The 25,219-nt window shown below is 68.9% G+C and carries 29 protein-coding genes; 17 read left to right on the top strand and 12 right to left on the bottom strand.

Annotated elements, in window-relative coordinates:
- Nucleotides 1-40: 40 nt before the first annotated feature.
- The gene (locus BS329_RS38735; RefSeq protein WP_244197462.1) at nucleotides 41-856 is read right to left on the bottom strand and encodes a S1 family peptidase; all 816 of its coding nucleotides are present in this window, start codon (nucleotides 854-856) and stop codon (nucleotides 41-43) included.
- A 184-nt stretch (nucleotides 857-1,040) separates the two neighbouring features.
- Here BS329_RS38735 and BS329_RS38730 point away from each other — a divergent pair, with 184 nt between their 5' ends.
- Entirely contained in the window at nucleotides 1,041-1,346 is a 306-nt protein-coding gene (locus BS329_RS38730) for a hypothetical protein (protein ID WP_143253396.1), read from the top strand.
- A 429-nt stretch (nucleotides 1,347-1,775) separates the two neighbouring features.
- Here BS329_RS38730 and BS329_RS38725 read toward each other — a convergent pair whose 3' ends face one another.
- On the bottom strand, nucleotides 1,776-1,961 hold the full coding sequence (locus tag BS329_RS38725) for a hypothetical protein (protein WP_076168216.1): 186 nt from the start codon (nucleotides 1,959-1,961) through the stop codon (nucleotides 1,776-1,778).
- Between the two features lie 130 nt (nucleotides 1,962-2,091).
- Nucleotides 2,092-2,700, bottom strand: a complete 609-nt coding sequence (locus tag BS329_RS38720) for an RNA polymerase sigma factor (RefSeq protein ID WP_076168214.1) — start codon at nucleotides 2,698-2,700, stop codon at nucleotides 2,092-2,094.
- A 443-nt stretch (nucleotides 2,701-3,143) separates the two neighbouring features.
- Between BS329_RS38720 and BS329_RS38715 the strand changes: the two genes are divergently transcribed.
- Complete coding sequence (locus BS329_RS38715; protein ID WP_076168212.1) at nucleotides 3,144-3,419, top strand: hypothetical protein; 276 nt, start codon at nucleotides 3,144-3,146, stop codon at nucleotides 3,417-3,419.
- A gap of 740 nt (nucleotides 3,420-4,159) precedes the next feature.
- On the opposite strand, the gene BS329_RS38710 is transcribed toward BS329_RS38715, so the two are convergent.
- The 3 genes from BS329_RS38710 to BS329_RS38705 form a co-directional block, all read right to left on the bottom strand.
- A complete protein-coding gene (locus BS329_RS38710) occupies nucleotides 4,160-4,552 on the bottom strand; it encodes a hypothetical protein (protein WP_143253395.1) in 393 nt (130 codons plus the stop codon).
- The gene (locus tag BS329_RS43145) at nucleotides 4,549-4,746 is read right to left on the bottom strand and encodes a hypothetical protein (protein WP_143253394.1); all 198 of its coding nucleotides are present in this window, start codon (nucleotides 4,744-4,746) and stop codon (nucleotides 4,549-4,551) included. Before BS329_RS43145 ends, BS329_RS38710 begins: the two co-directional genes overlap by 4 nt.
- 73 nt (nucleotides 4,747-4,819) lie before the next feature.
- Nucleotides 4,820-6,034 (bottom strand): helix-turn-helix domain-containing protein, encoded by a 1,215-nt coding sequence (locus tag BS329_RS38705; protein WP_076168208.1) that lies wholly within the window; start codon nucleotides 6,032-6,034, stop codon nucleotides 4,820-4,822.
- Nucleotides 6,035-6,426: 392 nt separating this feature from the next.
- Here BS329_RS38705 and BS329_RS43140 point away from each other — a divergent pair, with 392 nt between their 5' ends.
- The 14 genes from BS329_RS43140 to BS329_RS38635 all read left to right on the top strand — a co-directional run bounded on the left by BS329_RS43140 (nucleotide 6,427) and on the right by BS329_RS38635 (nucleotide 19,044).
- Nucleotides 6,427-6,945 carry a hypothetical protein gene (locus tag BS329_RS43140; RefSeq protein ID WP_143253393.1) on the top strand — a complete coding sequence of 173 codons (519 nt, stop codon included), beginning with the start codon at nucleotides 6,427-6,429 and terminating at the stop codon, nucleotides 6,943-6,945.
- Between the two features lie 5 nt (nucleotides 6,946-6,950).
- Nucleotides 6,951-7,946 (top strand): NlpC/P60 family protein, encoded by a 996-nt coding sequence (locus BS329_RS38695; RefSeq protein ID WP_076168204.1) that lies wholly within the window; start codon nucleotides 6,951-6,953, stop codon nucleotides 7,944-7,946.
- Nucleotides 7,943-8,488, top strand: a complete 546-nt coding sequence (locus BS329_RS38690) for a hypothetical protein (RefSeq protein WP_076168202.1) — start codon at nucleotides 7,943-7,945, stop codon at nucleotides 8,486-8,488. The genes BS329_RS38695 and BS329_RS38690 overlap by 4 nt, the downstream gene beginning before the upstream one ends.
- Entirely contained in the window at nucleotides 8,488-8,784 is a 297-nt protein-coding gene (locus BS329_RS38685; RefSeq protein ID WP_076168200.1) for a hypothetical protein, read from the top strand. Before BS329_RS38690 ends, BS329_RS38685 begins: the two co-directional genes overlap by 1 nt.
- 5 nt (nucleotides 8,785-8,789) lie before the next feature.
- Entirely contained in the window at nucleotides 8,790-9,503 is a 714-nt protein-coding gene (locus BS329_RS38680; protein ID WP_143253392.1) for a DUF8175 domain-containg protein, read from the top strand.
- A 29-nt stretch (nucleotides 9,504-9,532) separates the two neighbouring features.
- Nucleotides 9,533-10,945, top strand: a complete 1,413-nt coding sequence (locus BS329_RS38675; RefSeq protein WP_076168196.1) for a TrbL/VirB6 family protein — start codon at nucleotides 9,533-9,535, stop codon at nucleotides 10,943-10,945.
- 70 nt (nucleotides 10,946-11,015) lie between these two features.
- Nucleotides 11,016-12,482: an SCO6880 family protein gene (locus tag BS329_RS38670; protein ID WP_076168194.1), complete on the top strand. Its 1,467-nt coding sequence runs from the start codon at nucleotides 11,016-11,018 to the stop codon at nucleotides 12,480-12,482.
- Nucleotides 12,479-14,071, top strand: a complete 1,593-nt coding sequence (locus BS329_RS38665; protein ID WP_143253391.1) for a hypothetical protein — start codon at nucleotides 12,479-12,481, stop codon at nucleotides 14,069-14,071. Before BS329_RS38670 ends, BS329_RS38665 begins: the two co-directional genes overlap by 4 nt.
- Nucleotides 14,059-15,822, top strand: coding sequence for a type IV secretory system conjugative DNA transfer family protein (locus tag BS329_RS38660; RefSeq protein WP_076168192.1), 1,764 nt, complete (start codon nucleotides 14,059-14,061; stop codon nucleotides 15,820-15,822). Before BS329_RS38665 ends, BS329_RS38660 begins: the two co-directional genes overlap by 13 nt.
- On the top strand, nucleotides 15,822-16,229 hold the full coding sequence (locus tag BS329_RS38655; protein ID WP_076168190.1) for a DUF4913 domain-containing protein: 408 nt from the start codon (nucleotides 15,822-15,824) through the stop codon (nucleotides 16,227-16,229). Before BS329_RS38660 ends, BS329_RS38655 begins: the two co-directional genes overlap by 1 nt.
- A 97-nt stretch (nucleotides 16,230-16,326) precedes the next feature.
- Complete coding sequence (locus BS329_RS38650; RefSeq protein WP_076168188.1) at nucleotides 16,327-16,581, top strand: hypothetical protein; 255 nt, start codon at nucleotides 16,327-16,329, stop codon at nucleotides 16,579-16,581.
- A 131-nt stretch (nucleotides 16,582-16,712) separates the two neighbouring features.
- The gene (locus BS329_RS38645) at nucleotides 16,713-17,378 is read left to right on the top strand and encodes a GNAT family N-acetyltransferase (protein ID WP_076168187.1); all 666 of its coding nucleotides are present in this window, start codon (nucleotides 16,713-16,715) and stop codon (nucleotides 17,376-17,378) included.
- 347 nt (nucleotides 17,379-17,725) lie between these two features.
- A complete protein-coding gene (locus BS329_RS38640) occupies nucleotides 17,726-18,544 on the top strand; it encodes a DddA-like double-stranded DNA deaminase toxin (protein WP_143253390.1) in 819 nt (272 codons plus the stop codon).
- Nucleotides 18,541-19,044, top strand: a complete 504-nt coding sequence (locus BS329_RS38635; protein ID WP_076168183.1) for an Imm1 family immunity protein — start codon at nucleotides 18,541-18,543, stop codon at nucleotides 19,042-19,044. Before BS329_RS38640 ends, BS329_RS38635 begins: the two co-directional genes overlap by 4 nt.
- Before the next feature lie 60 nt (nucleotides 19,045-19,104).
- On the opposite strand, the gene BS329_RS38630 is transcribed toward BS329_RS38635, so the two are convergent.
- From BS329_RS38630 to BS329_RS38605, 6 genes are all read right to left on the bottom strand, one after another.
- The gene (locus tag BS329_RS38630) at nucleotides 19,105-19,512 is read right to left on the bottom strand and encodes a hypothetical protein (RefSeq protein ID WP_143253389.1); all 408 of its coding nucleotides are present in this window, start codon (nucleotides 19,510-19,512) and stop codon (nucleotides 19,105-19,107) included.
- A gap of 96 nt (nucleotides 19,513-19,608) precedes the next feature.
- The gene (locus tag BS329_RS38625; protein WP_076168180.1) at nucleotides 19,609-19,875 is read right to left on the bottom strand and encodes a hypothetical protein; all 267 of its coding nucleotides are present in this window, start codon (nucleotides 19,873-19,875) and stop codon (nucleotides 19,609-19,611) included.
- Nucleotides 19,876-20,109: 234 nt separating this feature from the next.
- The gene (locus BS329_RS38620; protein WP_076168178.1) at nucleotides 20,110-20,337 is read right to left on the bottom strand and encodes a hypothetical protein; all 228 of its coding nucleotides are present in this window, start codon (nucleotides 20,335-20,337) and stop codon (nucleotides 20,110-20,112) included.
- Nucleotides 20,334-21,635, bottom strand: coding sequence for a hypothetical protein (locus BS329_RS38615; protein ID WP_076168176.1), 1,302 nt, complete (start codon nucleotides 21,633-21,635; stop codon nucleotides 20,334-20,336). Before BS329_RS38615 ends, BS329_RS38620 begins: the two co-directional genes overlap by 4 nt.
- A gap of 23 nt (nucleotides 21,636-21,658) precedes the next feature.
- Nucleotides 21,659-23,143, bottom strand: a complete 1,485-nt coding sequence (locus BS329_RS43650) for a hypothetical protein (protein ID WP_076168174.1) — start codon at nucleotides 23,141-23,143, stop codon at nucleotides 21,659-21,661.
- A 9-nt stretch (nucleotides 23,144-23,152) separates the two neighbouring features.
- A complete protein-coding gene (locus BS329_RS38605) occupies nucleotides 23,153-23,587 on the bottom strand; it encodes a hypothetical protein (protein ID WP_076168172.1) in 435 nt (144 codons plus the stop codon).
- A gap of 445 nt (nucleotides 23,588-24,032) precedes the next feature.
- Between BS329_RS38605 and BS329_RS38600 the strand changes: the two genes are divergently transcribed.
- A complete protein-coding gene (locus BS329_RS38600) occupies nucleotides 24,033-24,440 on the top strand; it encodes a hypothetical protein (RefSeq protein ID WP_076168170.1) in 408 nt (135 codons plus the stop codon).
- Nucleotides 24,441-25,219: the final 779 nt, after the last annotated feature.

Genomic DNA, 25,219 nt, shown 5'->3' with positions numbered 1-25,219 from the left:
CGCCGCCCACCCGGCTTGACGCAGCGCTAGGCGCTGACGGCTACGCCGGGGGCGCGGCCGTTACGCCGCGCGCCTTGCCGTAGAACCACTCCCGGAAGGCCGGGGCGTCGGTGGCGACCGTCTCGTCCTCGCCGGGCCGGGCGCCATCACGGGCACGGCTGATGATCCCGACGAGCGTCGGGACGCCGTCGACCACCTTCACGACGGGTCCACCGGAGTCACCGCCACCTGGGCCGTCGGTCCCGTGCGGATTATCGGTGCACACCTCGTAGACGCCGATGTTGGCGTCCGCGCACTCCGCAGGGTCCACGATGGTGGTCTTGAGCTGTTGCAGCTTCCGCGGGAGGTTGGAGGTGTCCCCGCTGGGGAGGTCGGACCCCCACCCGTACATGGTGACCTTGTCGCCGGGCTGGGCGGACTCGCCGCCGAGTGTCAGCGGCTGCTGGTTCGCCGACTTGGTCAGCTTGAGCGCTGCCGCGTCGTAGAACTCTTTGCCGCCTTCACCCCACGTGAAAGATTCGTGAGGGATGACCTGGGCGACCTTCAGCACCTCGCCAGCGGTGCGGTCCTTCGACCCGACGTGGACGGTGACCTGCTTCGCGTCCCACGGCTCCATGCCGCCGATCTTTTTGAACGCGCAGTGGGACGGGATCACCACCGTGTCGCGGAACAGGAGGATCCCGGTGCAGAGGAAGCCGCGGCCCTTGATGTGCATGCTGGCCGCCCATCCGGTCTCGCCGGTGGCGGGGGTGCCGCCGACGAGGTTCGGCTCAACGTCCTGCGCCATCGCCGGGGTAGCGAGGGCCCCGGTCAGGATGGCCGTTGCCGCGATGAACGCTGCTGGTGTCTTTCTCACAGTTACCTTTCTCTCGTTATTCAACGGGGTCTCCTCCGCTTTTCCGCGCAGGAGAGTCTCGGGGCCGAGAACGCGATTCGCCGGAATCATCGGATAAGTCGACTAACCAGCTGCTCGGTTCCTGTCCGCGAACGTCCTCCGGTGCTGCCGGACTCTCCGCCGATGCCGGGTCTGCACTTCCCGCGTGCCTGTCGAGGAGGTTCGCGGCATGGCGCAGCAGACGAGTGCACTCGGCTTTATCGTCGGGGGTGACGAGGTTCAACTCGAGGAGCACGGCGAGCTGGGGAGCAGCGGCGGCGAGGGCGTGCAGGACCTTCACAGCCTGGGCGGTGAGCGGAAGCAGGGCAGCGTTTGCGGCGGGGGCGTAAGGGTCATCGCTGTTATGGGATTGCCCGGTGTGTTCCTCATCCATCGATTCTTTTCTTCCGATCGGCACTACAACGTTTTGACGGTTGCCCGGCCTTCTTCGGAGATCGTCCAAAGGTCGTGACCGGGCAACCGCGTCCAGGGGGCGCGGCCAGCGTGGAAGGAAAAGCACAAAGCCACTAGTCGCGCTCACACCTGGACCCCGGCCGCCTGCTTAAGGGCCGGGAGCGCGTGGTTAGGAAATCTAGGGGAATCCGAAAAAGCTGGTGACCACGAGGAAAGCGGCAGTGAGCGTGAAGCCGATGAGCGATCGGAGTTACTCCTCACTCGCCGTGGTGATCCCTGGACGCCCGGCCGAGGGCATTTCGACCGGGGGCGTGGGTGGTGGTCCGACCCTCCTCCGCGCCTGAAGGAGAGTCGGGCCACCGTGTCCAGGGGCGCGGCCAGCCGCGGAATTGGCAATCGCATCTCGACTGGGTGGAGAGGCAATTGCCGCTGGCCTCGCTCGCGCCTGGACCCCGACCGGGTGGTCTGGCCGGTCGGGAGCTTGCGGTTAAGGGATCAGGGGAAGTCCGAAGTAGAGCCGTCCCGCGAGGACGGCGACGGTGAGCGCGGTTCCGAGAATCACCCCGCCAGCGAGCAGCAGAAAGGCCAGTCCTGCGTGGCCGACACGTCCGTGCTCGGCGGATTTCACCAGTGTGCGGCTGGTGTTGGTGCGGTGGTGTCGTCCGTCGCGCATGGGTTCCTCAGCAGATCGGTAGGCGGGCTTGTGATGGCCGTGGTCGTCGGGGTGGTAGCAGGAACGGCGGAGGTGTGTGCTGTTGCCGTCTCCCGGGGGTGATGCAGGCTGGATCACCCGGCGTTGCCGGTCAGGCGACGTCGGGCAGGTCCAGAAACTTCGCTCTGAATCCGCGGCGGGCACGGGCGGCCAGGGAGCGGGTCGCCTCCGGGTTGAGGCCGAAGATGGCAGCGACGTCGGCGATGGGTCGTTCAGTGAGGACGGTCAATTCGAGGATCTGCTGCCATCGTCGGGGTAGCAGCGAGAGAACGACTTCCGCTCGTTTGCGCTGGTCTCGGGCGGCGAAACGGTCGTGCACGATCGTTTCCGCCGAGGGCTCGGCGCCGTGCAGGGCTTCGTCGCTGACCGGAACGAGCAGGAGGTGGCGGCCTTCTCCCCACCGTCGGACAACGGCGTGCCACACGGCGGTGAAGAGGTACTTCCGGAACTCCGTCGTGGGCCCTTTCTGGTGCAGCAGTATTTGAAAGGTTCCCAGGAAGGCGTCCATCACCGCGTCTTCCGCGATCTCGGAAAATCTGGTGTGTTTGCGGGCGTACTGGAGCGCGCGGCCGTGGTAGCGCCGGAAGAGAACGGCGTAGGCGTCGCTGTCGCCGGCGCGGACGGCGGCGAGAAGCTCGCTGTCGCTCCGCCCGGAGACTGTGATGATGCAGCCTGGATCATCAAGGCGGGTAGCGGTCATGTCGGAGCGCCTTTCGACGGGCAGAGGACGGTTCGACGGGTACACGGGCGGTGGCCCCCTGGCAGTGAGCCGGGCTTCGGTCTGGTGGCGACGCGGGCTACGTCCCGTGCGGAAATCAGTGCGGGCGGTAGGGGACCGGGAAGGTCGAGGATGCCGCTGTCACGCCCATCGAGCCCTCCGCCGCGAGATGCCGTGGTAGCGCGTTCTCGTTCGGCGGCGGCCGCGCGGGCCTTCCGGCAGTCAAGGCATTGCAGGTCAATGTCGTCGTCGTCGACCTCGATGTCGGTCCAGCAGAAGGCGCCGCAGTAGGCGAGCACGACGAACCGGCCACGCCAGCCGAGTGCGGCGGCCCGGACACTGTCGAGCCTGAACACCCAGGCGCCCCGGGGGAAGAGATGGTTCCGCTTCCCGAAGATCCCTTGGACGTGGGTCGAGGCCGTGGAATGCAGGAGCCCGCCTGGCGCCGGAACTCGAGTGGAGCGCATCACGACGACCTGCCCGATCCGGCCCGGATCGCAACGGGGACGGGTCGTATCGAGTCGACGGCAGCCCCCGCCGGGAGCCGCGACGGCGATTGCCGCCGTCGGCATCGGCTGATGCGGCTGGTGCAACGCCAGGAGAAGAAGATCGCGGCGGTCACGGTGACCAGGACCTCAACCACGGACGGCGTCATGGCCGACTCCGATCAGCTGCCGCACTGGGGCCGCCGGGCGTGGTGAACTCACTCGTGGGATGAGAACGCCGCGGGCGTCGCTGTTTCCGGCGCGGACAGCGGCGATGCAGACTGGATCACCGGCGTGGGTTGTGGTCATGTCGTGATGCCTTTCGACGGGCAGAGGGCGGCTCGGCAGCTACACGGGCGGTGGCCCGTCGGGAAAGAGCCGTCCCTGAGCCAGCGGTGAAGGATGACCGTGACGTGCGCCGGAAAGCTGATGCGACGACGGACAGCTGCCCTTCGTTCCTGCTGCGCGGTCCATGTCCTGGCCGGGGTTGTGAAGTTGTGGGGCGCTCCCGGAGTCGAGTAGCTCCGGGAGCGCCTGCCGACCGGTCCGCGGACGATGTCGGATCGGCCGGTCGGTGCACGGATCCCCACCGCCGTGGTTTGTGCACCGCCCGTTCCTCGGCGTCCGGGGAGCTGTCTAACCCCGGATTTCGAGGAGATGGGTTCAACACCTCCAGCCAAGGAGGCAGCTTGCACGGCGCTCCCAGGGGTGAATAAGACCCCTGGGAGCGCCGTGCGACCGATGGGACGCGCGCATCTGGAACGCTCTTTCATCGGTTTGGTGCACGCGTCAGGGCTCCCACACTTCCCGCGCACCGCGCCCATCTCCTGTGTTCCTCGCAGCCACCCCACTGGTGGGCCTTGAGGAGGAGAAGGGTGGAACACCTCCGGCTCACGCTCTTCTTGGGGGAGGAGTGAAACTGCTGCTAAACAGTTCGCGCGTGAGCCGAAGGCTGATCAGGGGACGGCCATTAAGCGCTGGCCTTCTACTCGCTCTCGTGAGTGTCGGGGGTCGGGCAGGTCGTACGCGGGCAGGTCACCGCGGAACCCAACAATCTCGTCGTTGACGAGTAGGTGGTTGCGGTAGACGACAAGGTGTGGGTGGGTTGCCATCCAGCTTCGGCACCCGAGGCACGCGACGAACTCGCCGCCCAGGTTCATGAACGGGTATCGGCCGACCATGTCGAATGGATGCGAGTGGCCGCCGCTCGCAGGGTTGGCGTGGCACAGGGGGTTGATCTTGGCGACGTCACGCATCTCCAGTTGCTTGAGCTGCGCGTCGAGGTAGGCGTGACGCAGATCGAGGTAGTTGCGGATCCCGATCCGGACCCGCATCCGAGTTGCGCTCATGCTGTTGCCGCCTCGGAGCCGTCGTTGACCGCACCCCAAGGCCGGCACTCGGCAGAGGTAGCCAGACGCGTATCGGCGATCCACTGCCAGGTATCGGTGACGAGGTCGGCAGGCCAGAACGACGCTGTGCACGACCGTGTCAACGAGGCTTCTGGAGCCTCGTTCTCGCTGGTAGAACGCTCGTCGTTGACCACGGCGAAGACGTTAAATGTGGTTGACCTTGAGCAGGTACCACGCCTTGTAGCACTACCCTTTCGGACTAATGCGCTACAACTCTTTGCTGTTTGCGCCGATCTTCTGCGCCAGCTCATGCAGAGGGGTCTTCATCAGCCGGGCATCGAGCTCGCCCACGACATGCTTGTACAAGGTCTGATGACTGATCCAGTCCGGGGCGCTCGCGGAGATCGACAGGACGGTGTTCGACGCGTGGTCGTCCATGCCGAGCCGGGTCTGCGCGAAAGCGACGTCCGTGAGGTGACGACTGCGAGCTGCCAACGGGAGGCCTGCGTCGCGGGGCATCTGCCGTGCGGTCCGCAAGACCTTGGAGTACTGCTCGGTGACCACCTGCACGTCGGCGGTTTGCATGATCACCTGGTTGCGTCCAAAGGCGGATTCGTAGTCGTTGCGCTCGCCGGTCCGTTCCGCCATAGCGCGGGCCTCTTGAAGGAAGTCGGCTGCCTTCTCGGCGCGGGTTCGAAGCTTGACGTTTCGGCCCGTGGCGGTAGCCGCGGACAGCATCAGCTGGCCGTACACGGACAGCTGCGGAAGCGAAGCCTTCCCAGCGACCTCGATCTTCTCGGCGGTCTGGATCGCCACCTTCACCGCGTCTTCGTACCGACCTTCAGTCAGCAAGAGCCACGAGGCGCTGCCGTGGAGCGCGGAAATACGAAGCGGATCGCTGCCGCGCTTGGCGGCCTGCTTTGCCCGATCCCAGGCCAGCCATGCCGTGTCGGGGTGCCCGAGATGCACCAGCGTGCAGCTGGCGACCTGATACAGCTGGGCGAGCTTGTCGGCTGCGGCCTCGCGGTCCTTGGTTGAGCTGGCGTGTTCGGCCGCGCGGGCGCGGATCATCGCCTGCGCCAGCAGCGCGGACAGCTCCTCGTATCGGCCACCCCAGTACGCGCCCCACGCGTAGGTGGAATCTCGCGATGCTGTTTGGAGACTGACCGGCTCATCGGTTTCGACGACGTCGTCAAGGAGGTCGTCAACGGAGGTCAGTACCCGCCGGATCGCCACAATGCCTGAGTCCGGAGTATCTCCAGGGAGCGCCTTCGCCTTCGCCAGCAGGTCGGCGATAGTTACGTCGAGCGCGTGGGCGATCGCCTGAAGAGTACCGATCGACCCGGACCGTAGGGCCTGTTCCAGCGCTCGAATCGTCCCGAGGCTCAGGCCGGCGCGTTCAGCCAATTCCCGTTGGGTCAGCTTCACGTTTTTGCGCTTCCGCTTGATCGTCGCGGCAAGGGCTTCTGCGCGCTCGTCCATGACGGACCTGCCTTCTACGCGGGGATGATCCTCTGCGCGTGCCCCCGGTGGCCAAACCGGGGGCGTCCTCCGCGTAGAGGATGCACACGGGGTGCAGTCTCCAGCGTAGCGCCCTGGAGAAGTGAGCATCGCTCGCACGCTCGCCTCGTACATGAACCGCGTTCACTTCGACCGCTGGGGAGCGGTCGAGGCATATCTAGCCTGGCCAGGGACCTATAGCCCCGGTCTCCACACCTCCACTGATATTAGGTTCAATTGACAAGCTCTCGTTTTAGCTTAGTCTCGGGACTGTTGGTAAATGAACGTAACATCGGCTGTGTGGCTGGGCCTTGGGGAAGGCCCTCGTGGGTCGGGATTTGGGGGAGCCTGTGCGATCGGCCTGGTATTCGGCGGTGGTCTTGGGTGTCGTGCTCGGCGGTTGCCAGGGCCCCACGGTGGCCATGCCCTCATCGTCGTCGCGGGTGATGCAGCCTGGATCACCTGTCTCGCCGCCGGTCTCGAGTTCCGCGCCGACTCCTTCCGCGGGCGAGGGCCTGGTACTCGCGGCCGCGCGGGAATGGGCGTCGCGGTGGTGTGGCTGGGATTGGCGGGACCCGCATGGTGCGCGGGAGTCGCGGGCGCGTGAGGTGATGACGCCGGACGCGGGCCGCGCGCTGATCGGGACCGACAGCGACACGTGGGCCCGTGAGGTCGTGGGCACGCACGAGACGGCGACGTGTGCACCGGCGACGGTGCAGCTGTCGACCGGTCCGCGGACCGACACCCGCGCGCATGTGGCGATCAGCGCGGCCCGCACGGTCCGCAACGACTCAGGGCTCGCGACGGAAACCTGGCGCGAAAACCGCCGGGTCGTGCTGGCTTACGGGCCTTCGGGCCGGTGGCTGGTCGACGTCGCCGTGGTCGGGGGCTGATCGCGATGGGCCGGACGATCGTGTCGGTGGTCGTGGTGATCGTGGTGATCGCGGCGTCCGTAGTCCTGGTGACCGTCGTGATGCTCGGCGGTACAGCGTCGGGGACGTCGTGCACGGCTCCCGCATCCGGTGAGGCGAAAGGTCTCGGTGCGCTGGACGCGGAGCAAGTCCGCACGGTGCAGGTGATCCTGTCGGTGGCCGACCAACGCGGGCTTGCGCCCCGGGCGTCGGTGATCGCGGTCTCGGCCGGGATCGTCGAGTCGAAATTGCGGAGCCTGGATTACGGGGACCGGGATTCTCTCGGGGTTTTCCAACAACGACCAAGTCAGGGCTGGGGCAGCCCCGCGCAGATCATGGACCCGGTCTATGCGACCGGGAAGTTCTTCGACGGCCTGGTCGCGTTGCGGGGCTGGGAATCGATGCCGCCGGGGCAGGCCGCCCAGGCCGTGCAGCGCTCCGGCTTCCCCGGACGGTACGCCCCGGCGGAGGTCAAGGCAGCGGCGATCGTCGCCGACGTCCGGGGGCAGGCCGGGATCCTGCCGGATCCGTGCGTGCCGTCGGGCGTCATCGACGCGCCGGGCGCGATCGGCCGTGCGCTGTCGCAGATCGGGATGCCGTACTGCTGGGGTGGCGGGACGACGGACGGCCCGACCCGGGGCGATGGCACGTCGCCGTCGCCGTGCGGGCCGACGACGCCGGGTTTCGACTGCTCGGGGCTGATGGTGTACGCGTTCGCGCCCTACGCGGCGCTGCCGCGCGTCAGCCGGAGCCAGTACCGGGCGCCGGGCAGCACGCAGGTACCGGTCGCGCAGGCGCAGGCCGGTGACATGTTGTTCTGGGCGCACAACACCGCCAATCCGGAAACGATCCATCACGTCGCGCTCGTGGTGCGACCGGGCGAGCTGGTCGAGGCGCCGGAGGACGGAAAGGTCGTTCGGCAACGTCCGTACGCGCTCGATAGCGCGGGCTTGATGCCTTCGGCCGTGCGGGTGGCCGCATGAGCGAGCCGACGATGCACGAACCGGGCGACGTGGTGATCCAGCCTGCATCACCCACCGAAACGGATCCGGTGATCCAGCCTGCATCACCCGCCGAGCCGGTGGTGGTGGCCGGGGCGTCCGGTGGAGTGGGCACCTCGGCGGTAGCGCGGCTGCTGGACGGCCGCGACGCCGGCGTGTGGCGGACGGACATTCCCGGGCCGTTGATCATGCCGGATGTGCTGGTGGCGGGGGTCTCGGTGCAGTCGATGACCCGGGCTCGCCGCGTGCTGACCCTGCTGTCGCAGCTCGGCGGGCGGCCGCTGCTGGTCGTGGTCCGTGATGGCCGTGGCCGCGTTCCCGCTGATTCTCGTGCCCTGATCACCCTGGTTGGGCCGCTGGTCGGGGACGTCGTCCATCTCCCGTACACGCGGGCCTGGCGGACCTGCACCAGCCCCTACGGGCTCACCCCGCCGACCGGGCGGGCTCTTCGCCGTGCGGTGACGCGGGCGCGCGACGCGTGCGCCCTTCCACCGCTGGCACTACCGGAAAGGAGACGACGCTGATGCGCGGTCATCCGAAACAGCCGAAGCCCACACCGCCGTTCGATCTCGACCCGCCGCCGTCCATGCCGCCGGGCCTGGAGTCGTTCGGATCGGACGTGGTCAGCTGGGTGAAGGGGCTGGGGATCCTTGCCGTGATCGTCGGACTGGGGATCTGCGGAATCATGATGGCGCTCGGTCGCCGCAACCGCTCGGAGATGGCGGCGCAGGGCGCGATCGGGATCCCGTGGGTGATCGGGGCGGCGCTGATCATCACCGGCGCGGCCGCGATCGTGCGTGGCCTGATGTGGGGCGAGTGACCGCGATGAGCTGGAGCTCACGGGCACCGAGCCGTCGACGCTGGCCGCTGGTGCTGGCCGGGATCGTCGTTCTCCTGGTGGGCTTGGTGATCGCCTCGGCGGTGTATGCGGACTCGCACGATCCCGCGCGCACCGTTGCCTCGGCCGCGCCGACGGCGCCGGATGCTGCTGCGGCGGCCGGGCTGGTGTGGCTTCCCGGTGACGTCCGCTGGTTTTCCTTGCAGGGGACCATGGTTCCGCTGTCGATCGCGCATGGACCATCCACAAACGACGGAGTGACAGCGTCGGGTTTCACCCACGATCCGCACGGCGCGGTCCTGGCGGCGGTGAACATCCTGACTCGGTCGTCCGGACTCGCCGGCGACGAAAGCGTGTACGGCCCGGCCATCGCGCGGCAGACCACGGGCGACGTGTCCGGCTATCTCGCCTCGATCCGGGGCGTCCGCGCGGAGCTCGCGCAGCGGGGCGGGGCACCGGCGACGGTGGTGGTCGGCTACCGCCTGGTCGAGGTCGGCGTCGATGACGTCCGGCTGGACGTGCTCAGCCGTTCCGCCAATCCAGCCCGCCCGTCCCAGCACGCCTTGATCACCGGCACGGCCCGGGTGCGGTGGCTGGAGGGGGATTGGCGGCTGGTCGTCCCGACTGGGGCCGGTCGCCAGGTCGATCAGGTCCCGCCCGGCTTCACCCCGATGCCCGGCCAGCACCTCGCGGCCGGTTGATCAGGGTCGAACAGGGAAGGGGGAGCGCGATGTGTCAACCGGGAAACCTGCTGTCGACCGTCGTCTGTGAGGTCATCCGGTGGGGCGACACGGCGACGACGCTCGCGCCCCTGGCCGCAGAGCAGGGGGCACAAGCGGTCAGCGGGTCCGTATTGGACAGTGCCGCGAAGTCCGCAGGTCAGGCGGCGGGACAGCTGATCACGACGGCCCTGGGCTGGTGGACGGTCACGTCCTCGGTCGATTTCGGATCACCGGCGCTGAAGACGGTGCGGGCGTACACCATGCCGCTGACGATGATCCTGCTGACGCTGGGCGTGATCGCGGCGGCGATCCGGACCGCGCTGGCGCGCAAGGGCGAACCGCTCATGCAGCTGGTCACCAACCTCGTGGTCTTCATCATCATCTCGGCGGCCGGGTTAGGCCTGCTGGCGGCGATCCAGGCGGGCGGTGAGGCCTACAGCGCGTGGATTCTCAAGGACGCGGGCAAGCACCTCGGCGAACGATTCGCGATCGCGGCCGCGAACCCTTACACCGCGTCCTTCGGGATCATCATGATCTCCCTGTTCGCGATCCTCGTTTCGCTGCTGCAATGGCTCTTGATGCTGTTCCGGTCGGCGGCGCTGGTCGTGCTGGCGGGAATGCTCCCGCTCGCCGGTGCCGCCTCCGTACTGCAAGGACGTTCTGACTCAGCCAAAACCGTCGTGACGTGGTCGGTGACGATCGTCATCTATCCGCCCGTCGGCGCGACCATCTACGCCCAGGGATTTTTGACGCTGGCGAAGGGCGAGACCCTGCTCACGATGTTGCAGGGGCTGGTCATCCTCATCATGGCGGTGATCGCGCTGCCCATGCTTGCCAAGTTGTTCAGCTGGGCGGGGACGTCGATGGCCTCGGGTGGCGGGGGCATGGCTGCGGCCGCCGGGCTCGCCGGGCTGGCGATGGCGCGGCGCGGCATAGGGAAAGGGAAGAAGGGCGGCGACAGCACCGACACCGGTGACGACACCGGCGACGACAGCGACGGCGATACCGGCGGCACCGACACCGGCGGCCCGAATCCGTCGCCGGGTGACCAGCCCGGCGGCGGTCTCGCGACCGAGCACGTCCGGGAGATGGAGTCCGGCGGCGCCCAGTCGCCGGACGGATCGCGCGGGGACACTCCGGCGGATTCCGAAGGTTCGGGCCCGGCCGAGGAGCCGGGGCCGGGCGCGGCAGCGGATCTCGCGGATCCGACGCCGTCCGGTGGCGAGGACGAAGCGGCGGCCGCGGCGACGGCGGGGGCGAGCGGCGGCGCTACGGCCGCCGGGGGCGGCGACACACCCGCCACCTCCGGGGGTGGCGGGAATCCCGTTGCCGAGCAAGCGGAACAGGCGATCGGCGCGGCGGAAAGCGCGACAGAGACAGCGACCGATCCGGCCCCGCTGGGATCGGACGAACCGTCATGATCACACACCGCAGGCCGGGTGATGCAGCCTGGATCACCCCCGCTTGGCACCGATCACGGGGGGCATAGGGATGGCACGGACATACGGCGGCTGGCGGAGACGACGAGGTTTCGAGGTCTTCGGGTTGCCCGGGAGCTCGCTCGCCGCGGTGCTGGTGGCGCTGTGCATCCCGGTGTTGGTCGGTCTTCTCGACGCGCAGGCCGGGCTGTATGCGCTGATACCGGGGCTGCTGGTCGCGGCGGCGGTGCTGGTGCGCTCGGCGGGAACACCGGTGGTGGTGATCGCCGTCCGCCGCTGGATCTGGGCCCGCGCCCATCGCCGGGGCTTCACCTCTTACCGGTCGGAAGTGGTGGCGAAGCTTCCCGGCCCCTCCTACCTTCCGGGCCCGCTGGCTCCGCTGGAACTGCTCGCGGTCCGGCAGGTGACCGGCGAGCCGGCCGCGTGGATCTGGGATCGGCGCGGAGGCTTCCTCACCGCGCAAGTCCGGCTGACCTCCACGGGCACGCTGATGGCGGATCCGGCGGCCGCGCAGTCCTGGGTGGACAGTTTCGGAGCGTGGCAGGCCGGACTGGGTCACGTTACGGGGATCCGCTCGGTGACGATCGTGGTGGAGACCGCGCCGTCGGCCGGATCCCGGGTCCGGGATTACGTGCTCGCCCACCAGGTCCCGGACGCGCCTCCGCTGGCACGCGCCCTGATGGCCGACGTGCTCGATGAGCTGCCCGGCCAGACAGCCGAGGTACACCAGTGGGCCGCCGTGACCTTCGACCCCCGCCGGTTGCCGACGTCGCCGAGGACGATGGTGGAGGCGGTCGCGGACACCTCCGTCGCACTCGGCGGCGTCGTGGACGGGCTGAACAACGGCGGCGTGCGGGTCCTGGGCCGTGCCACCCCGGGCTGGACGGCCGCCCGGGTCCGCGCGGCGTTCGATCCCGGCAGCCGCTCCCAGATCGAACGCGACCGCGCCGATGAGGCGCCGGTGAGCTGGCAGCAAGCCGGACCTCAAGCCGCGACTGAGGAATGGGACCACCTTCAGCACGATTCGGGCTGGTCGGTCACCTACGCACTCCGGGACCTTCCGGCCGCGCGGGTCCGCCACGACGTCCTCCGCCGCCTGATGGCGCCGGGCCGGTGGCCGCGCCGGGTCGCGGTGACCTACCAGCCGTATCCGGCGGCGACGGCCGCGTCGGTGGTCGACGCCGAGATGCTCGCGGCGTCGGTCCGCCAGTCCGCCGCGCGCAAAGCCCGCAGAGACTTCACCCCGCGCGAACGACTCGACGCGGAACAGGCGACCTCGACGGCGGTCGAGCAGGCACGCGGCGCGGGCCTGGGGGAGCCGGGAATCCTGGTCACGGTCACAGTGCTGGACAAGGCGGACCTCGCGGCGGCGTGCGCGGATGTGGAGAACCGCGCCCGCGGCGCGCGGTTGCGATTGGTGCGCCTCTACGGCGCGCAGCTGCTGGGTTTCTGCTCGACGCTCGGTGTCGGCGTCGACCCGCACGAGCTGGCCGCCCGGACACCGGGGAAGGCGAAATGACCCGCCCGGCACCGGAAAACCCTGAAGCGGTGATCCAGCCTGCATCACCGGCGGAGCAGGCGGCGACCGTGCTGTCCACGGTGGACGCGACGGCGGGGGAGACCGTCGAGAAGTTCGCGGCCGAGCAGAACCGGGCTCTGCCGGAGCCGGACGCCGGGCTGCCCGCCGAGTGGATCACCGCGCGGGACAAGCCGATGCCGCCCGCGCTCGGCTGGCGGACCAGGGGCGCGGGCCGGTCACCGATCACCCCCGGCCTGTCGCGCTGGGTCGGGTCGACGACACAGGTGTCCGGTCTCTATCCGTTCGTCCTGCCCGCCGGGGTGCCCGCCGCCGGCGTCCCGGTCGGGGTCCACCAGTTCACGCGCGAACCGGTGGGTTTCGACGCGGGGGAGTACCTGCGCAACGGCTGGGCGACCAACACTGCGGTGTATCTCAGCGGCGAACCAGGAACCGGTAAGAGCACGGTCGCGCGCCGGATCATGTGGGGACTGGCCGCGTTCGGCACCGGCGTCCTGGTTCCCGCCGATACCAAGGGCGAACACCGGAAGCTCGTCGAGGCGCTGGGCGGGACGAGCGTGACCCTGGGCCGCGGCCTGCACAAGATCAATCTTCTCGACCCGGGCCCGCTGGGGCTGGTGCTCGACCAGGTGGGCGAGGCGGTTCGGGACCGGATCCGGCAGGAGATCCAGGCGCGGGCGCTGACGCTGGCCGAAGGCGGGCTCACGATCGCGTCCGGCCGCCCGCTCGACGACACCGAACGACTGGGCCTCGCGCTGGCGTACGAACTCCACGGGCGACGTCGTCCCGGGACGACACCCACGCTGTCGGACCTGGCGGTGATCCTGCGGGAGGCACCGGAGGAGATCCGCGCGGCGATGCTCGCCGTTGACGCCGCCGAGCTGGCGCGGCTGCTGCGGCCGCTGCTGGTCCGGCTGCACCTGCTGCTGCGCGGCCCGCTAGCCGGGCTGTTCGACGGCGCGTCGACGTTTTCGATCGAACCAGGCACGCCGGGGGTGTGCCTGGACCTGTCCCGGCTCACCACGGACGCGGAGGACACCGCCGTGGCGGTGGCGATGCTCGCCGCGTGGGGCTGGTCGGCCGCGCTGATCGACGCCGGGCAGGCGCTCGGGGTCCGCCGGACCTGGGTCCAGCTCTATGACGAGTACTGGCGGGTCCTGCGCGCGGGCACGGGCATGGTCGAACTGTCCGATCAGGTCACCCGTCTCGGGCGGCACCTCGGCGTGCAATCGATCATGGCCACGCACTCGGTGGACGATTTCGAGGCGTTGCCGACGGCGGAAGACCGGGCCAAGGCCAGAGGAATCATCGCGCGCTGCGCGATCTCGATCTGCCTGGCACAACCTCAGTCCGAACTGGACAAGCTCAGCCGCATCGTCCCCATGAGTCCCGACGAACAGGCCTTGATCCGGTCCTGGGCCGCACCGCCAACCTGGGCACCCGCGCAACAGCACCCCGGGCGCGGAAAGCTCATGATTAAACCGCGCGAGCGGCTGGGAATCCCGGTCACGATGCGGCTGCCCGCCTCGGAAAAGCCCTACCACGACACGGATCAAGCGTGGGCGGCGTAGCCGAGCCGAAGCCGGGGCGGCGCGATGATCTGCTCGTGCCGTGGCTGGTCCTCGGTCTCGGCGCGGCCGTCGAAGTTTTCGCCGGTCTGCTGTGGATCGCGCAAGGCGCGGCGACCATTCTGGACGGACGTGGCTGGGCTGCCCCGGCATTTCGTTGGGGGATCGGGCCTCTGCGTGAGCTCGCCACCGGCCGGTCAGAGATCCCGAAGACCACGACGTTCGTCGTGCTGGCCGTCCTGCTGCTGGCCGTCGCCTTCGGGGTGATCCAGGCTGCATCACTGATCCGTCGACGTCGACGGGACTATCAGCGTCTCGCCTCGGCGCGAGCGGTCAACGCCCGCGCCGACGTCGAGGGCATGACCGCAAAGCCGCGGGCGGCCGAGACCGCGCGCCTGCACCCCGCGCTGATGACGGCCGGACCGGTCGGCGGCCGCGCGGACGTGCGCGACGTCCTCGGCACGGTTCTCCCGTCTGGTCCGGAGATCTTCCCCGGCTTCGAGGACGTCGAAATCGCCTGGATGGCACCGCGCTCGGGCAAGACCACGTCGCGGGCGGTTCCTCGAGTCCTCGCCGCGCCCGGCGCCGTCGTCGCGACCGCGAACAAGCCGGATCTGTACCGGGACACGTGGCTGTATCGGCAGAAGCTCGGCACGGTGTGGCGCTTCGACCCGCAACAAGTCACCCGGGCGGTGCAAACGTTCTGGTGGAACCCGTTGCGGCTGGTCGTGGACGACGAGAGCGCGCGGCAGCTGGCGGCACAGTTCGTGCAGGCCATCGTCCCGAACGGAGGCGATAAGTTCTGGACCGACGCTGCGGCGGACCTGCTGAGTGCGCTGTTCCTCGCGGCCGCGCTGAACGGCCTGACGCTGCGGGAGGTCTGGCGGTGGCTCAACGCCCCGACCGACGACGAACCGGTCCGGCTCCTAGAGGACAGGGGAGCGGGCAGCGTCGCCGAGAGCCTGCGCGGAACGCTGGTCCTGCACCCGGAGACCCGGGACTCCATTTTCCAGACCGCCCGCACCGGCGCCTCGTGTCTGCGGAACCCCAACATCCTCAAGTGGGTCACCCGTCAGCCGGGATTGCCCGAATTCCAGATGCGCGACTTCGTCCGCTCGACGGACGCGATGTACCTCATGAGCAAGGACAGCGCCGGCGCGGCCGCGCCCCTGCTCGCCGGGTTCTTGGATCAACTCTTCGACGTCTGCCAGGACGAGGCCGAGCGGCACGGGGATCGTCTCCCCGTCCCGGTCACAGCCGTACTCGACGAGGTCGGGAACATCGCGCCGTGGGACCGGCTGCCGAAAGTAGCGTCCTTCGCCGGATCGATCGGTGTGCTGATCATCGCCATCCTCCAATCCTGGGCGCAGGGCAAGAAAGTCTGGGGCGACGTCGGCATGGAAATGCTGTACGGCGCGGCCACTGTGAAAGTCTTCGGCGCCGGGATCGACGACGACCGGCTCATGCAGCGCATCGCCCAGGCGATCGGGAAACACGACGTCTTCCAGCGGTCGACGACCTACAGCGACGGCGGACACTCCGAAACCTCGAGTCCGCAAGAGCGGGACGCGCTCCCGCCGGACGCGGTCCGCGCGATGCCCAAGGGAACCGCGCTGGTGTTCGCGACCGGTAGGCGACCGGTGCTGATCCAGCTGATCCCGTGGTATGAGACGTCCTATCGCGACATCGTCGAGGAGTCGAAAGCCGCCTATTACGAAGAACTCGATGCGCGGCTACGCGGAAGTCGTCCCTGATGCAGGCTGGATCACCCGCGCCGAAGGGTAAGAAGCCCGAACCGGCGACGTGGGACACGGCGGAGCTGCTGGAATGGCTGGACAGCTGCTTCTTCCCGGTCTACCTGCGGCCGCTCGGGCGGCCGGGGATGCGCTGGTGCAGCCGGTGGTGGGCGCACGCCGAGGCCTGGGTGCGGTTCGCAGCGTGTCACCGCGCGTGGCAGGAACTCGCCCCGAACGCCGGCGCGGGACTGTCCACCTGGCACCGTGATCACCTGGACCCCATGCTGCGCGAGTTGCTGGGGGAGAACGGGCCGTTCGCCTTCTGCACTCCGCGGTCCCATGCCGATCCGACACGCGCCCGGCACGCGCAGCCACCCCGGTACGACCGGGAGCCGGTTCCACGCGAGGCACCACGGCCCCCGTGATCCAGCCTGCATCACGCTCGTAATGGGAACGGCTCATCGTCTTGGGGCCGCTCCCCGAAACTCGCTGGTCAACCCTTATGGAAGGTAGGATTAACGGATGGGGAAAGCGGACAGGAAACTTATCGGGGTCGCCGCAGCGGTGTTTGCGGCCCTCGCTGTGGTCCTGATCGTCTTCGGGAAACCGAACAATCTGCTGTTCTGGATGGGGCTTTTCGCTGGCCTGTACGCTGTCTATGCCACCGTGGTGCTGATCCTGGTGAGCTGGCCAAGCGAGGGAATCGGCGGGGCGATCCGCGCACGATGTGCTAGTCGCTCTGCGAGTTCCCGCCGCCAAGGCCGGGCTGGGCGCTGATCCTGTCTAAACACGCGTGACAGAGGATTCCGCCCGGACCAGCAGGGTTTCCGCACCCGCACAGTCTCGATAGAGGATGTTCCGTCGGCATACCCGCGATCGTACGCGGAAACCGTCGTATACTCGCACGTGTGTTCGACCACACGATGGACACCGTGCCTCCGGAGCGGCTGCCGATCCAACCAGGCCGGACGTCGGAGTCCCCAGTGCGCTGCCCATGGGGCTGCGACCTGCGGATCGCGACCGCGACAACGTCATGGTCGCACTGGTACCAGGCGCCCGAACGGACGTGCGGAGCGTGCCGCCAGGTTCCGGGTGCCGGCGGCCCCGGCCACGGCACGTGGGTCACGATCGACACGTCGGTGTCGCACCAGAAACCCGCGGGCGAGGTCGACGGACTGACGTTGTCGCTGATCGTGACCCCGCCGAATGTACCGGCGGGAGTCGGCCGGATTGCATTGGCGCATCAGGGAAACACGTTCGGAACCATCGACCTGTCGCTGTGCCGAACGTGCCAAACGGCGCTGGTCCTGGCGCTCGACGTCGCCGAGGAACATCGGCAGATGGGCATAGGGCGCGTTCTGGTCTCCGCAGCCCGCGCACGATGCGAGGACTACACCGTCACGATGACCTGGCCCCGGACGAGCCCCGTGGCGACGTTGTTCTGGTCCCGCGTCGGCCTGCTCGGGGGAGCACTACGGCCATGCAGGCACCAGCTGGAGGCGGGGATCGACGGCGGGGACAGCTGGGAGGGCGCGGCCTACCGCGCGAACTCTGACAGCCATAGCCGGAGATGATCCAGCCTGCATCACTCAGGTCGATAAACTGGGCTCCCTTACTCGCTAGCGCGGATCGAGATCGCCGGGGAACTGTCGTCCTCGTTGTGCTCCACCACGTTCGCGGCGTGCACCCCGCGGTCACACACCGACCCGACACGCGCCCGGCACGCGCAACCTCCCCTGTACGACCGCGAACCCGTGCCGACCGCACCACCCACCCCGCCCTAACGGACGAGCAACAGCTTGCGGCCGTCCTCCACGTGAGCACGCCGTCCGGAATCGCCGCGATCCAGCCTGCATCACCGGTGGTCGACGCGATTCGCGTCTGGTTCACGGACGTGATCAGTTGATGGCAGGCTGTGCCCGTGGCTTCCGTCGGAAAGATGATTGAGGCGCTACTCGGTGCCGTGAAGAAGCTCGACGAAGCCCGCCAGGCTCTCGGAAACGCTCTGCCGCAGTTAGCCGAAACTGAAGCCGCCTACGGTCAGGCCCTCAGCTCGGCCGGGTACGAGGCAGAGGAGGTACTGGAAATTTGCGCATCGGTGCCGCCGAAGGCCACCGAGCACCTCGGGGAACTCCTCGCAGTTCGCGGCAAGATCATGGACTACGTCGACGACCTGCGCGGCCAGCAGGAGCCCGCCTCTGATGTAACCGGCAAGGCGGTCGCTGCCCCGGTCAGGCCACCCGCGCCAGCCTCCGCGCCACCGTCCTACACCAACCCGCACGGTGATACCTACCCGAAAGAGGCGGCGGAGCTCGCGGCGTCGCTTCCTCCTCGATGCACCCACGGTGCCACCGGCCAGAAGACAGTCGGGGTGCCGCGTGTCAACGGCCAGCTCGCGCCACCGATCAGATCGGGGGGCAGGCAGGACGACCCGCAAGTGGTCGACGCAAAGAAACTGCTGGACAACCTGGGGTTCACCGAGAAACAGGCGGACTTCTTGAAGTACCACGTCGAGGTGAAGGCCGCCGCTCTCGCCCAGAAGTTCCCCAGCGTGGAGAGAGTCGAGATGGCAATAAACAACACGCCCTGCGGAACCGAGCAGTTCAAAGACTACTGGGCGGTATGTGACAGGGTCCTGACGAAGGCGTTTCCCCCGGACGGGACCAAGAGTTTGACGCTGCACGGCTCCTACCAGGATAATCGTCCATTCAGCAAGCACTACGGAAGGCCCGTCACGTGACCAGCACACGCCTTAACCTGGACGCGGTCCGGCGTGACAACACGGCCACGGTCACCACCTTGCGCGAGATTCCCGACGTCGTCGGCCTGCTCCGATCCACGACTGCGGTCGACCCGGACAACGACGAGACCCCCGGCGTCATGTGGGATCTCTGGAGCCAGCACATCGACGACGACCAGCCGATGCTGAGCGCAGGCCTTCGCGGAAACCTCGGCGTGCTGCGCTGGTACACAGCCGAAGCCTCGTACGCGCCCGCGGGAACCACGAAACGCGACGGCGATCACGAGTACTGGCACGGCGGATACCCACAGAGCTGGTGCGAGGGCGAGGAAATCCCCATCGAGTACGTCTACGCCGCCGTCAGTGAGTTCATCGCCACCGGTGAGCGCCCCACGATAATTCGCTGGATCAATACGAGCGACGTCCCCAATCTGCGCACACCGGCGTCAACGGACGAAGCCGACGCGATAGAGCAAGCCTGGCGCGCTGCCGCTTCGTGACGTCTGAGTTGAGGGGCGCCCGCGCCTGACGAGCACCAAGAGCAGGTGATGCAGCCTGGATCACCTGTCGATCCTGACGCTGTTCGAGGTCCGGGCCCGGTGAGCCCGTTGACGGCACGCCGCGCCGCAATACGTGCGCGGGCGCCCCGTTGTGGCGGGCTGGAGTTCACGGCCGCATCCGGGCGCGGCGCAGTTCTGCGGCTGGTCCTCGGCGGCCGCGTGGAGCTGACCGGCGAGTGCGGCAAGGTGGGTCGCGGCCGGCGGGGGGTGGTCCAGTTCGAGCGCGGGCCGGACAGCCTCGCGCAGCTGGTCGGCCAGCCCTGCGAGGAAGTCCGGATCGGGCAGGAGCCGCTGCGAGCGTTCCCGGATTCGGCGGGGCGTGTTCCAGTCCGGCAAGGCCTCGACCGCGACATGTTCGGCGATCTCGACCGCACGCAGAGACCGAGCTCGCTCGGTCAGGCGGGGCACGACCACCCTGACCATCGCCCCTGCGGCGAAACCAACCACATCTTCTAGCCACCGAAGCCGCGAATCAGATCAGGCAGCGTCTCCCGTGAGCGGCGACTACGTTGTGAGCTGCTCGTCAGCCTCGCGGTCCCACAGATCGAGCAGTAAAGCACCGAACTCGTTGAGCCGGTCTCCGAAAGGTGTGGTCACCGCGGCGGCGAACCTGCTCTCGCCGAGACCTTCCATGATCATGAACGGTCCTGCCCAACCGGGAGCGGCGCTCCTCACTGCCCGCAGGAATACGTGGCGCTGATCAGTGCGGACGAATCCCGGGTCTTCCGGCATCGGGGCACCCTCACCGGCGACACTGGTCAGCTTCGGCACCGGGTGATCGTGACATCCGGAGCCGAGCCTGCTCGACCCGGCCACCACCGATTCCGCAAACTAGGTCCGGGCAACCCCGAACGATCATCGTCCGGACCTACTTTTCGGACCGCAGCTCAGCGCGGTGAAGCTCCGCAAAGTTCGGGCGGACAGGACAGCAGGCAGTGGAAGCGAAGCCGGATAGACGATGCAGGCTGGATCAGCCCACGCTTCTCGCAGATGATCCAGGCTGCATCACGTCGAGGGGATAGGCCGTGCTCGCTCCAGTTTTCGGACGCGCCGGGTCAAGGCCTGAATCTCCTGTTCGAGCGCGTGGACACGCGCGGTGAGCTCGGCGAGCGGCTGAGGAGTGCCGTCGTCGACGGCGGCCTTCTCCTGGGTGGCAGGTGGTGAGCTGGCGGGATTGAGTAGTCGGGCGGCGGCCTTCGCGGCGGATGCCGGGCCACGCTCGTCGTGGGTCATCGCGACTTCTTCGGCGTCTGGGTTTGCTCGACGGCCGGGGCGGGGGAGGGCTTCGCCGCCTCGGTGGGCGCGGCGCTGTCGTGCTGGCCTTCGGCGGGTGCGGCGACGCGCTGAGCGGCGGCCAGTGCCTCGGCGCCTTCCGGGTCGGTGATGATCACATCGGGTTCTTCGGCCCCGGCCGTCTCGGCCAGCGTCTCGCCCGGCGCTGCGGTGTTGTCGGCCTCGGCTGTCGACTGCTCGTGCTCGGACGTCGGGGGAGCGGGGTTCTGGTTCTCGGTCGACGTCGGTTCCTGCGGGTTCTGGTGGGCTGGCCCTGTCTCGGGGCGTGGTCGGTGCTCGTCGTAGTCCTGGCGGGCGCTTTTCAGGGAGGTGAGGGCCGTTTGGTACTCGGCTGTGGTGTTCTCGACGCGCCGGTCTGCTTTGGCGACGGCGGCGATGCCCCGGCTGACTTCTTCCTCGGCGCGGTTGGCGATATCGGCGGCGCGCTTCTGTTCCCAGTCGGGCCGGTTGTTCGCGGCCACCTCGTCGTAGTCCTGTCGTTTGGTGGCGGCGTCCTGCTTGAGCCATTCGAGACGGCGTTCCTGTTCGGCGAGTTCGGCGACGGCCTCGCGCGCGGTGCTGTTCGCTCGGTCGGCCCGTTCGCTGAGCTGCTCGACGCGATTGGCCCGACGCTCCTGGTCTCGCGCGGTCGACTCCGCGGCACGCTTCGCCTCACGTTCGGCCTGCTCGGCGCGGCGTTCGTTGTCCCGCTCGGCCTGCTCCCTTCGGCGCTGTTCCTCGCGCGTGGTCTGTTCCTTGGTGCGTTTCTCGTCGCGGGCCTGTTCCCGCTCGTCCATCTCCTTCCGGCGTGCCTTGTCGCGCTCGGCTTGCTCGGTGGTGCGTTTCTCGTCGCGGGCTTTCTCCCGCTCGTCCATCTCGGCGCGGCGTTCCTTATCCCGCTCGGCCTGTTCGGTCCGGCGCTGCTCGTCGCGGTCGGCCTGTTCCTTGGTGCGTTTCTCGTCGCGGGTCTTCTCCCGCTCGTCCATCTCGGCGCGGCGTTCCTTGTCCCGCTCGGCCTGTTCCGTGCGGCGCTGCTCGTCGCGCTCGGCCTGCTCGGTGCGGCGCTGTAGATCCCGTTCTTCCTGCTCCTGCCGCCGCTCGGCCTTTTCGAGTTCCCGCTGGCGCTCGCGTTCCTCTTCCATGTGGATTCGCTGGAGCATGTCGAGGTGGAGCATGTGCAGCTGCGCGAGGGTCTGGCCGACGGCGGCGGCGTCACGCAGGGGCGAGCTGGGCATGGTCTCGAGTTCGTTCGTGGGCATGGGCGTCTCCCCGGATCGGTGGGTCAGCGACGTCGGGGGACGTCCGGCGGCGTGTGAGGCCGGGGGATCGTCGTCCTGGCGGCGCTGGTGTCGATCCCGGCTACGCCCTGCCGGGGTGTGACCGGCCGTGTGGCGGCCGGACGGTGTGGGGCGGTGAGTGCGCGGCGGGCTTGCAGCACGTGTTCCCGCGCGGTGAAGGCCGCGTGTGCGGCGGCGCGCCGGTCGGCGAGCTCGTGCCAGGCCTCTACCTGGACCAGGACCGACGCGACCGCGATCACGACGCGCACGGCGACGTCCCGGTCCGGATCGTCCTCACCGGACTGGTTGACGAGAATTCCGGCGCTGACGCGGAGATCGCGCGCCATCTGCGCGACCGGGCCAGGGGAGGAGGACGGGATCATCGGCGCCTGCGCGGCGAGCCGTCCGGCGCGGTCGGCGGCTTCGGCGGCCGCGCGGAGCTCGTCGAGATCGGTGTAGGCCGCGGCGGCGTGCAGGACGTCACGGGCGGCTTTTCCGATGGTTCTGAATTCGGCGTCGGTGAGTTCGTCGGGGGCGTTGGCGGCGGCGCGTTCGAGCGCGTCGACGGCGGCGGAGACGGCCTCCGGTGTGTGCTCGGCGGCGCTGTTCCATGCGGTCCGGAGCTCGTCGAGGTGGAGTTCGGGCGCGACCTTTCCTAGCTGGTACAGGATCGGCCGCCCGGTGCTGTCGGCGCGGATGCCGACGCGGTAGTCGAGGAGGGCGCCGGTGGAGTCGCGGTGTTCGGCGACGGTGATCCCGGCGGCACGGAGCCGGTCGACGAAGGCTTCTTCGGCCCGGGTACCCAGGGCTGCGGCTTCGAGGGCGATCACGGTGCACCAGTGCCGTAGCCGCGCGGTGTCGGGCAGCGCGTGCCGGTCGCCGTCGACGGCGTGGCGTTCGGCTTTCGCTCGGCTGGCCTCGGCCTGGTGGTAGGGCCTGCGGGCCGTGCCGTCCGCCGATCCGGTCGGCGTCAGCCCGTACCGGGCTTCGTACTCGTGCCGCATCGACTCCCAGGCGCGGGTGTAGTTGATCCAGCCTGCATCACGGCCGTTCTCGCGGATCCGGGAGTAGGTGATGTGGACACTGCTGTCATCGTGGCGGGTCGCGATCCAGCGCACCGCGTCGTCGTCGTCCGGCCCGTTCCACAAACCGGCGCGGCGCATCGTCGCCTCCGCGATCTCCCGCCACTGGTCATCGGAGAGAACCGGGTCGTCGTCGTGGTTGGCGACGATGATGTGCCCGGTCCGACCGGTCGGGGCCACGCCGGCGAGCTGGGCGGGGAGGTCGAGGGTCCGCGCCATGTCGCGCACCGACTGCCCGCCGTCGGTGCGCGGCACGGGCGCGTGGATCTCGGGCAGGCCATCCCAGCTGGCGACGGTGCGCGGGTCGACGTGGTCGGTCCCGCCGCGCTCCGGCCCGATCCCCGGCCCGTAGAGGTAGGAGAGAAGTCCTGTGGTGTTCGACCCGCTCGGGGCCGCGTGCACGATCACCGGCCGCTCCTATCTCGGCGCGATGAGGTCGGCAATCCGGTTGGTGACGTGCTGGTGCCGGGTGAGCTGGGTTCGCAGGTAGGTCAACGCCGCGTGGAGGGCTCGTGTGGTCGGCGAAACCCCGGAGTTCGACGCCGCGGCGAGCTGATTCAGCGACCCGGCGGTCGATGCCAGCAACCGGCGTACTCGCGTCTGCTCGTCGAGGACTTGCCGAATGAGAGTGACCTGCTCGGGCGTGAACCCAGCGGCGCCGCGTCCTTCGGTGAGGCGGTAGCGACCGCTGGCGACGGCGAGCGCGGCTTGCGCGATGAACGTCACCGGCGACTGGCCGCGCGCAGCGGCGGCGGTCTCGATGACGAGAAGTTCCGACGGCGCCCAGTCGATCGGCGCGGTTCGTTTGGTGCGGGTTTCGCCGTCGAGGCGACCCCTTCGCCGGGTCGTCATGCACCTGACTCCCTCTACCCCCTGGGGTCCAGCGTGCCACGACGTGCGGCGGTAGTGCCGTGTTTTCCTATGGAAAACACTATCTTGCTCCTGAGCGGAGCGCTGACGGCGAACGGCTCGCCCTGCGAGGCTGGCCGTCCGGCGCTCGAAGCGCCGGACGGCCAGACCAACCGGCGGCCACCGACGTGACCGCTGCCCCGATGCGAGACCGTTTCGTACGGGAGTGGCCGGACCGCGTCGACGGGCGCTCGATGCGCCCGGCGACGCGAGCGAACGCGCGGCGCACGGGATCCGGCGGCGGCCGGTGGCTCGGACGCTCGATGCGAGCCGCGCCGCGCCCGTCATCGCGACTATGCCGGGCGGCGTCCCCCGGGTGAGGCGCGAAGCCTGGCACGGGGACGTCAACGGCGGCCCACGAGGACCCGCCACACGTACGGTGGACTGCATGGGGAACGTCATCGATGCAGCGGCCGCGCTGCAAAAACAGAAAGAGGCCGAGCGCAAGCAGCAAGAGGCCGATCAGCTCGCGCTGATCGAACCGCTCGCGCGGGCGGCGAGCCTCGCCGCCGAGCTGGCCGAGCTACACGCGCGGGCGAGGAAGGCGCGCAAAGACGCGCCGTCCGGGCTGCACGCCGAACTCGACGCCGTCGTGAGCGCGACCGGCGGCGCGGCCGCGGCGGCAGCGGACACGCAGACAAGGGCGTGGAACGCTGCGAAGGCTGGTGGCTGGTCGGCCCGGGACCTGCGGGCGATCGGGCTGAAGCCCGGCCGCGTCAAACCGGCGGCCGCCGCCGAAGCCGCGGCCGGGCCCGCGCCGTCCAACGAGGACCAGGCCCGCGCGGTCTCGGCCTAGCCGTCGCCGCCATAGGCTGATCCAAGGCTGCATCACTGACGGGGATCGTGTCCGGGCGGAGCGGTCCGGGCGCGTGGGCGGGGAGCGGCGCGTTACCGCTCGGATGCAGCTTCGCAATGCGGCATCGACGAGTCCTCTCTCCACCATCGATCTGGCCGCCCGATTACCTCGGTGCGTCCTGGGGACTCAACCCCCAACTCGCCAGCGGGCACGTTCGCAACCACGAACGAAATCGTCGGTTTGAAACCGGCGGGAATGATCCAGGCTGAATCATCGCGCCGTCTCGTGGTCGACGCGAGACACCTGCTCGACAGGCGGCGGCCGCGGGGTGGCGCTCGATGCGCCGCCCTGCGGTCAGCGCGCCGCCAGTGGGAGGCGAGGCGCTCCGGCGGCGGCCGCTGGTCGGCGCTCGATGCGCCGAGCTGCGGGCTACCCGCCACGCAAAAACCCCGGCACTCCTTGTACCTCACAGCTAGTTCGCCGATGCCCACTCTGGCGGTGCTCGCGCGAAAAGGCCCCCGCTACGCCGGGGGGCGCTGCGGGGGCCTTCGTCACTACTGCTCAGGGGCTGACACCGGAACGGATACCGGCAGATGAGCCCGCCCTTACGAGTCCCTTTGCCCGTACCGGGTGACCCGGTACGGGCAAGGGGATTGCTGCTTTTCAGTTACTCGTCGCTGTCCTGATACAGCTCGGCTTGAAGGGCTGCGTCTTTCCGACGCTCGGCCTCGTCTGCGGCCTCGTCGGCGTCCTCCGCAGTGTCAGCTTCGGCGTCGTCG

The sequence above is a fragment of the Amycolatopsis coloradensis genome (genome assembly GCF_001953865.1).
Taxonomy (GTDB): Bacteria; Actinomycetota; Actinomycetes; order Mycobacteriales; family Pseudonocardiaceae; genus Amycolatopsis; species Amycolatopsis coloradensis.
The sequence above is the reverse complement of the archived record's forward strand: the minus strand, read 5'-3'. Positions and strand labels throughout refer to the sequence as shown.

Excerpts from the sequence above, each read along its gene's own strand:
- BS329_RS38720 (WP_076168214.1), bottom strand. The coding sequence starts at position 2,700 with ATGACCGCTACCCGCCTTGATGATCCAGGCTGCATCATCACAGTCTCC.
- BS329_RS38705 (WP_076168208.1), bottom strand. The coding sequence starts at position 6,034 with ATGGACGAGCGCGCAGAAGCCCTTGCCGCGACGATCAAGCGGAAGCGC.
- BS329_RS38710 (WP_143253395.1), bottom strand. The coding sequence starts at position 4,552 with ATGAGCGCAACTCGGATGCGGGTCCGGATCGGGATCCGCAACTACCTC.
- BS329_RS38665 (WP_143253391.1), top strand. The coding sequence starts at position 12,479 with ATGACCCGCCCGGCACCGGAAAACCCTGAAGCGGTGATCCAGCCTGCA.
- BS329_RS38685 (WP_076168200.1), top strand. The coding sequence starts at position 8,488 with ATGCGCGGTCATCCGAAACAGCCGAAGCCCACACCGCCGTTCGATCTC.
- BS329_RS38725 (WP_076168216.1), bottom strand. The coding sequence starts at position 1,961 with ATGCGCGACGGACGACACCACCGCACCAACACCAGCCGCACACTGGTG.
- BS329_RS38690 (WP_076168202.1), top strand. The coding sequence starts at position 7,943 with ATGAGCGAGCCGACGATGCACGAACCGGGCGACGTGGTGATCCAGCCT.
- BS329_RS38600 (WP_076168170.1), top strand. The coding sequence starts at position 24,033 with ATGGGGAACGTCATCGATGCAGCGGCCGCGCTGCAAAAACAGAAAGAG.
- BS329_RS38620 (WP_076168178.1), bottom strand. The coding sequence starts at position 20,337 with ATGACCCACGACGAGCGTGGCCCGGCATCCGCCGCGAAGGCCGCCGCC.
- BS329_RS38615 (WP_076168176.1), bottom strand. The coding sequence starts at position 21,635 with ATGCCCACGAACGAACTCGAGACCATGCCCAGCTCGCCCCTGCGTGAC.
- BS329_RS38670 (WP_076168194.1), top strand. The coding sequence starts at position 11,016 with ATGGCACGGACATACGGCGGCTGGCGGAGACGACGAGGTTTCGAGGTC.
- BS329_RS38605 (WP_076168172.1), bottom strand. The coding sequence starts at position 23,587 with ATGACGACCCGGCGAAGGGGTCGCCTCGACGGCGAAACCCGCACCAAA.
- BS329_RS38675 (WP_076168196.1), top strand. The coding sequence starts at position 9,533 with ATGTGTCAACCGGGAAACCTGCTGTCGACCGTCGTCTGTGAGGTCATC.
- BS329_RS38715 (WP_076168212.1), top strand. The coding sequence starts at position 3,144 with ATGCAGGAGCCCGCCTGGCGCCGGAACTCGAGTGGAGCGCATCACGAC.
- BS329_RS38655 (WP_076168190.1), top strand. The coding sequence starts at position 15,822 with ATGCAGGCTGGATCACCCGCGCCGAAGGGTAAGAAGCCCGAACCGGCG.
- BS329_RS38680 (WP_143253392.1), top strand. The coding sequence starts at position 8,790 with ATGAGCTGGAGCTCACGGGCACCGAGCCGTCGACGCTGGCCGCTGGTG.
- BS329_RS38695 (WP_076168204.1), top strand. The coding sequence starts at position 6,951 with ATGGGCCGGACGATCGTGTCGGTGGTCGTGGTGATCGTGGTGATCGCG.
- BS329_RS38650 (WP_076168188.1), top strand. The coding sequence starts at position 16,327 with ATGGGGAAAGCGGACAGGAAACTTATCGGGGTCGCCGCAGCGGTGTTT.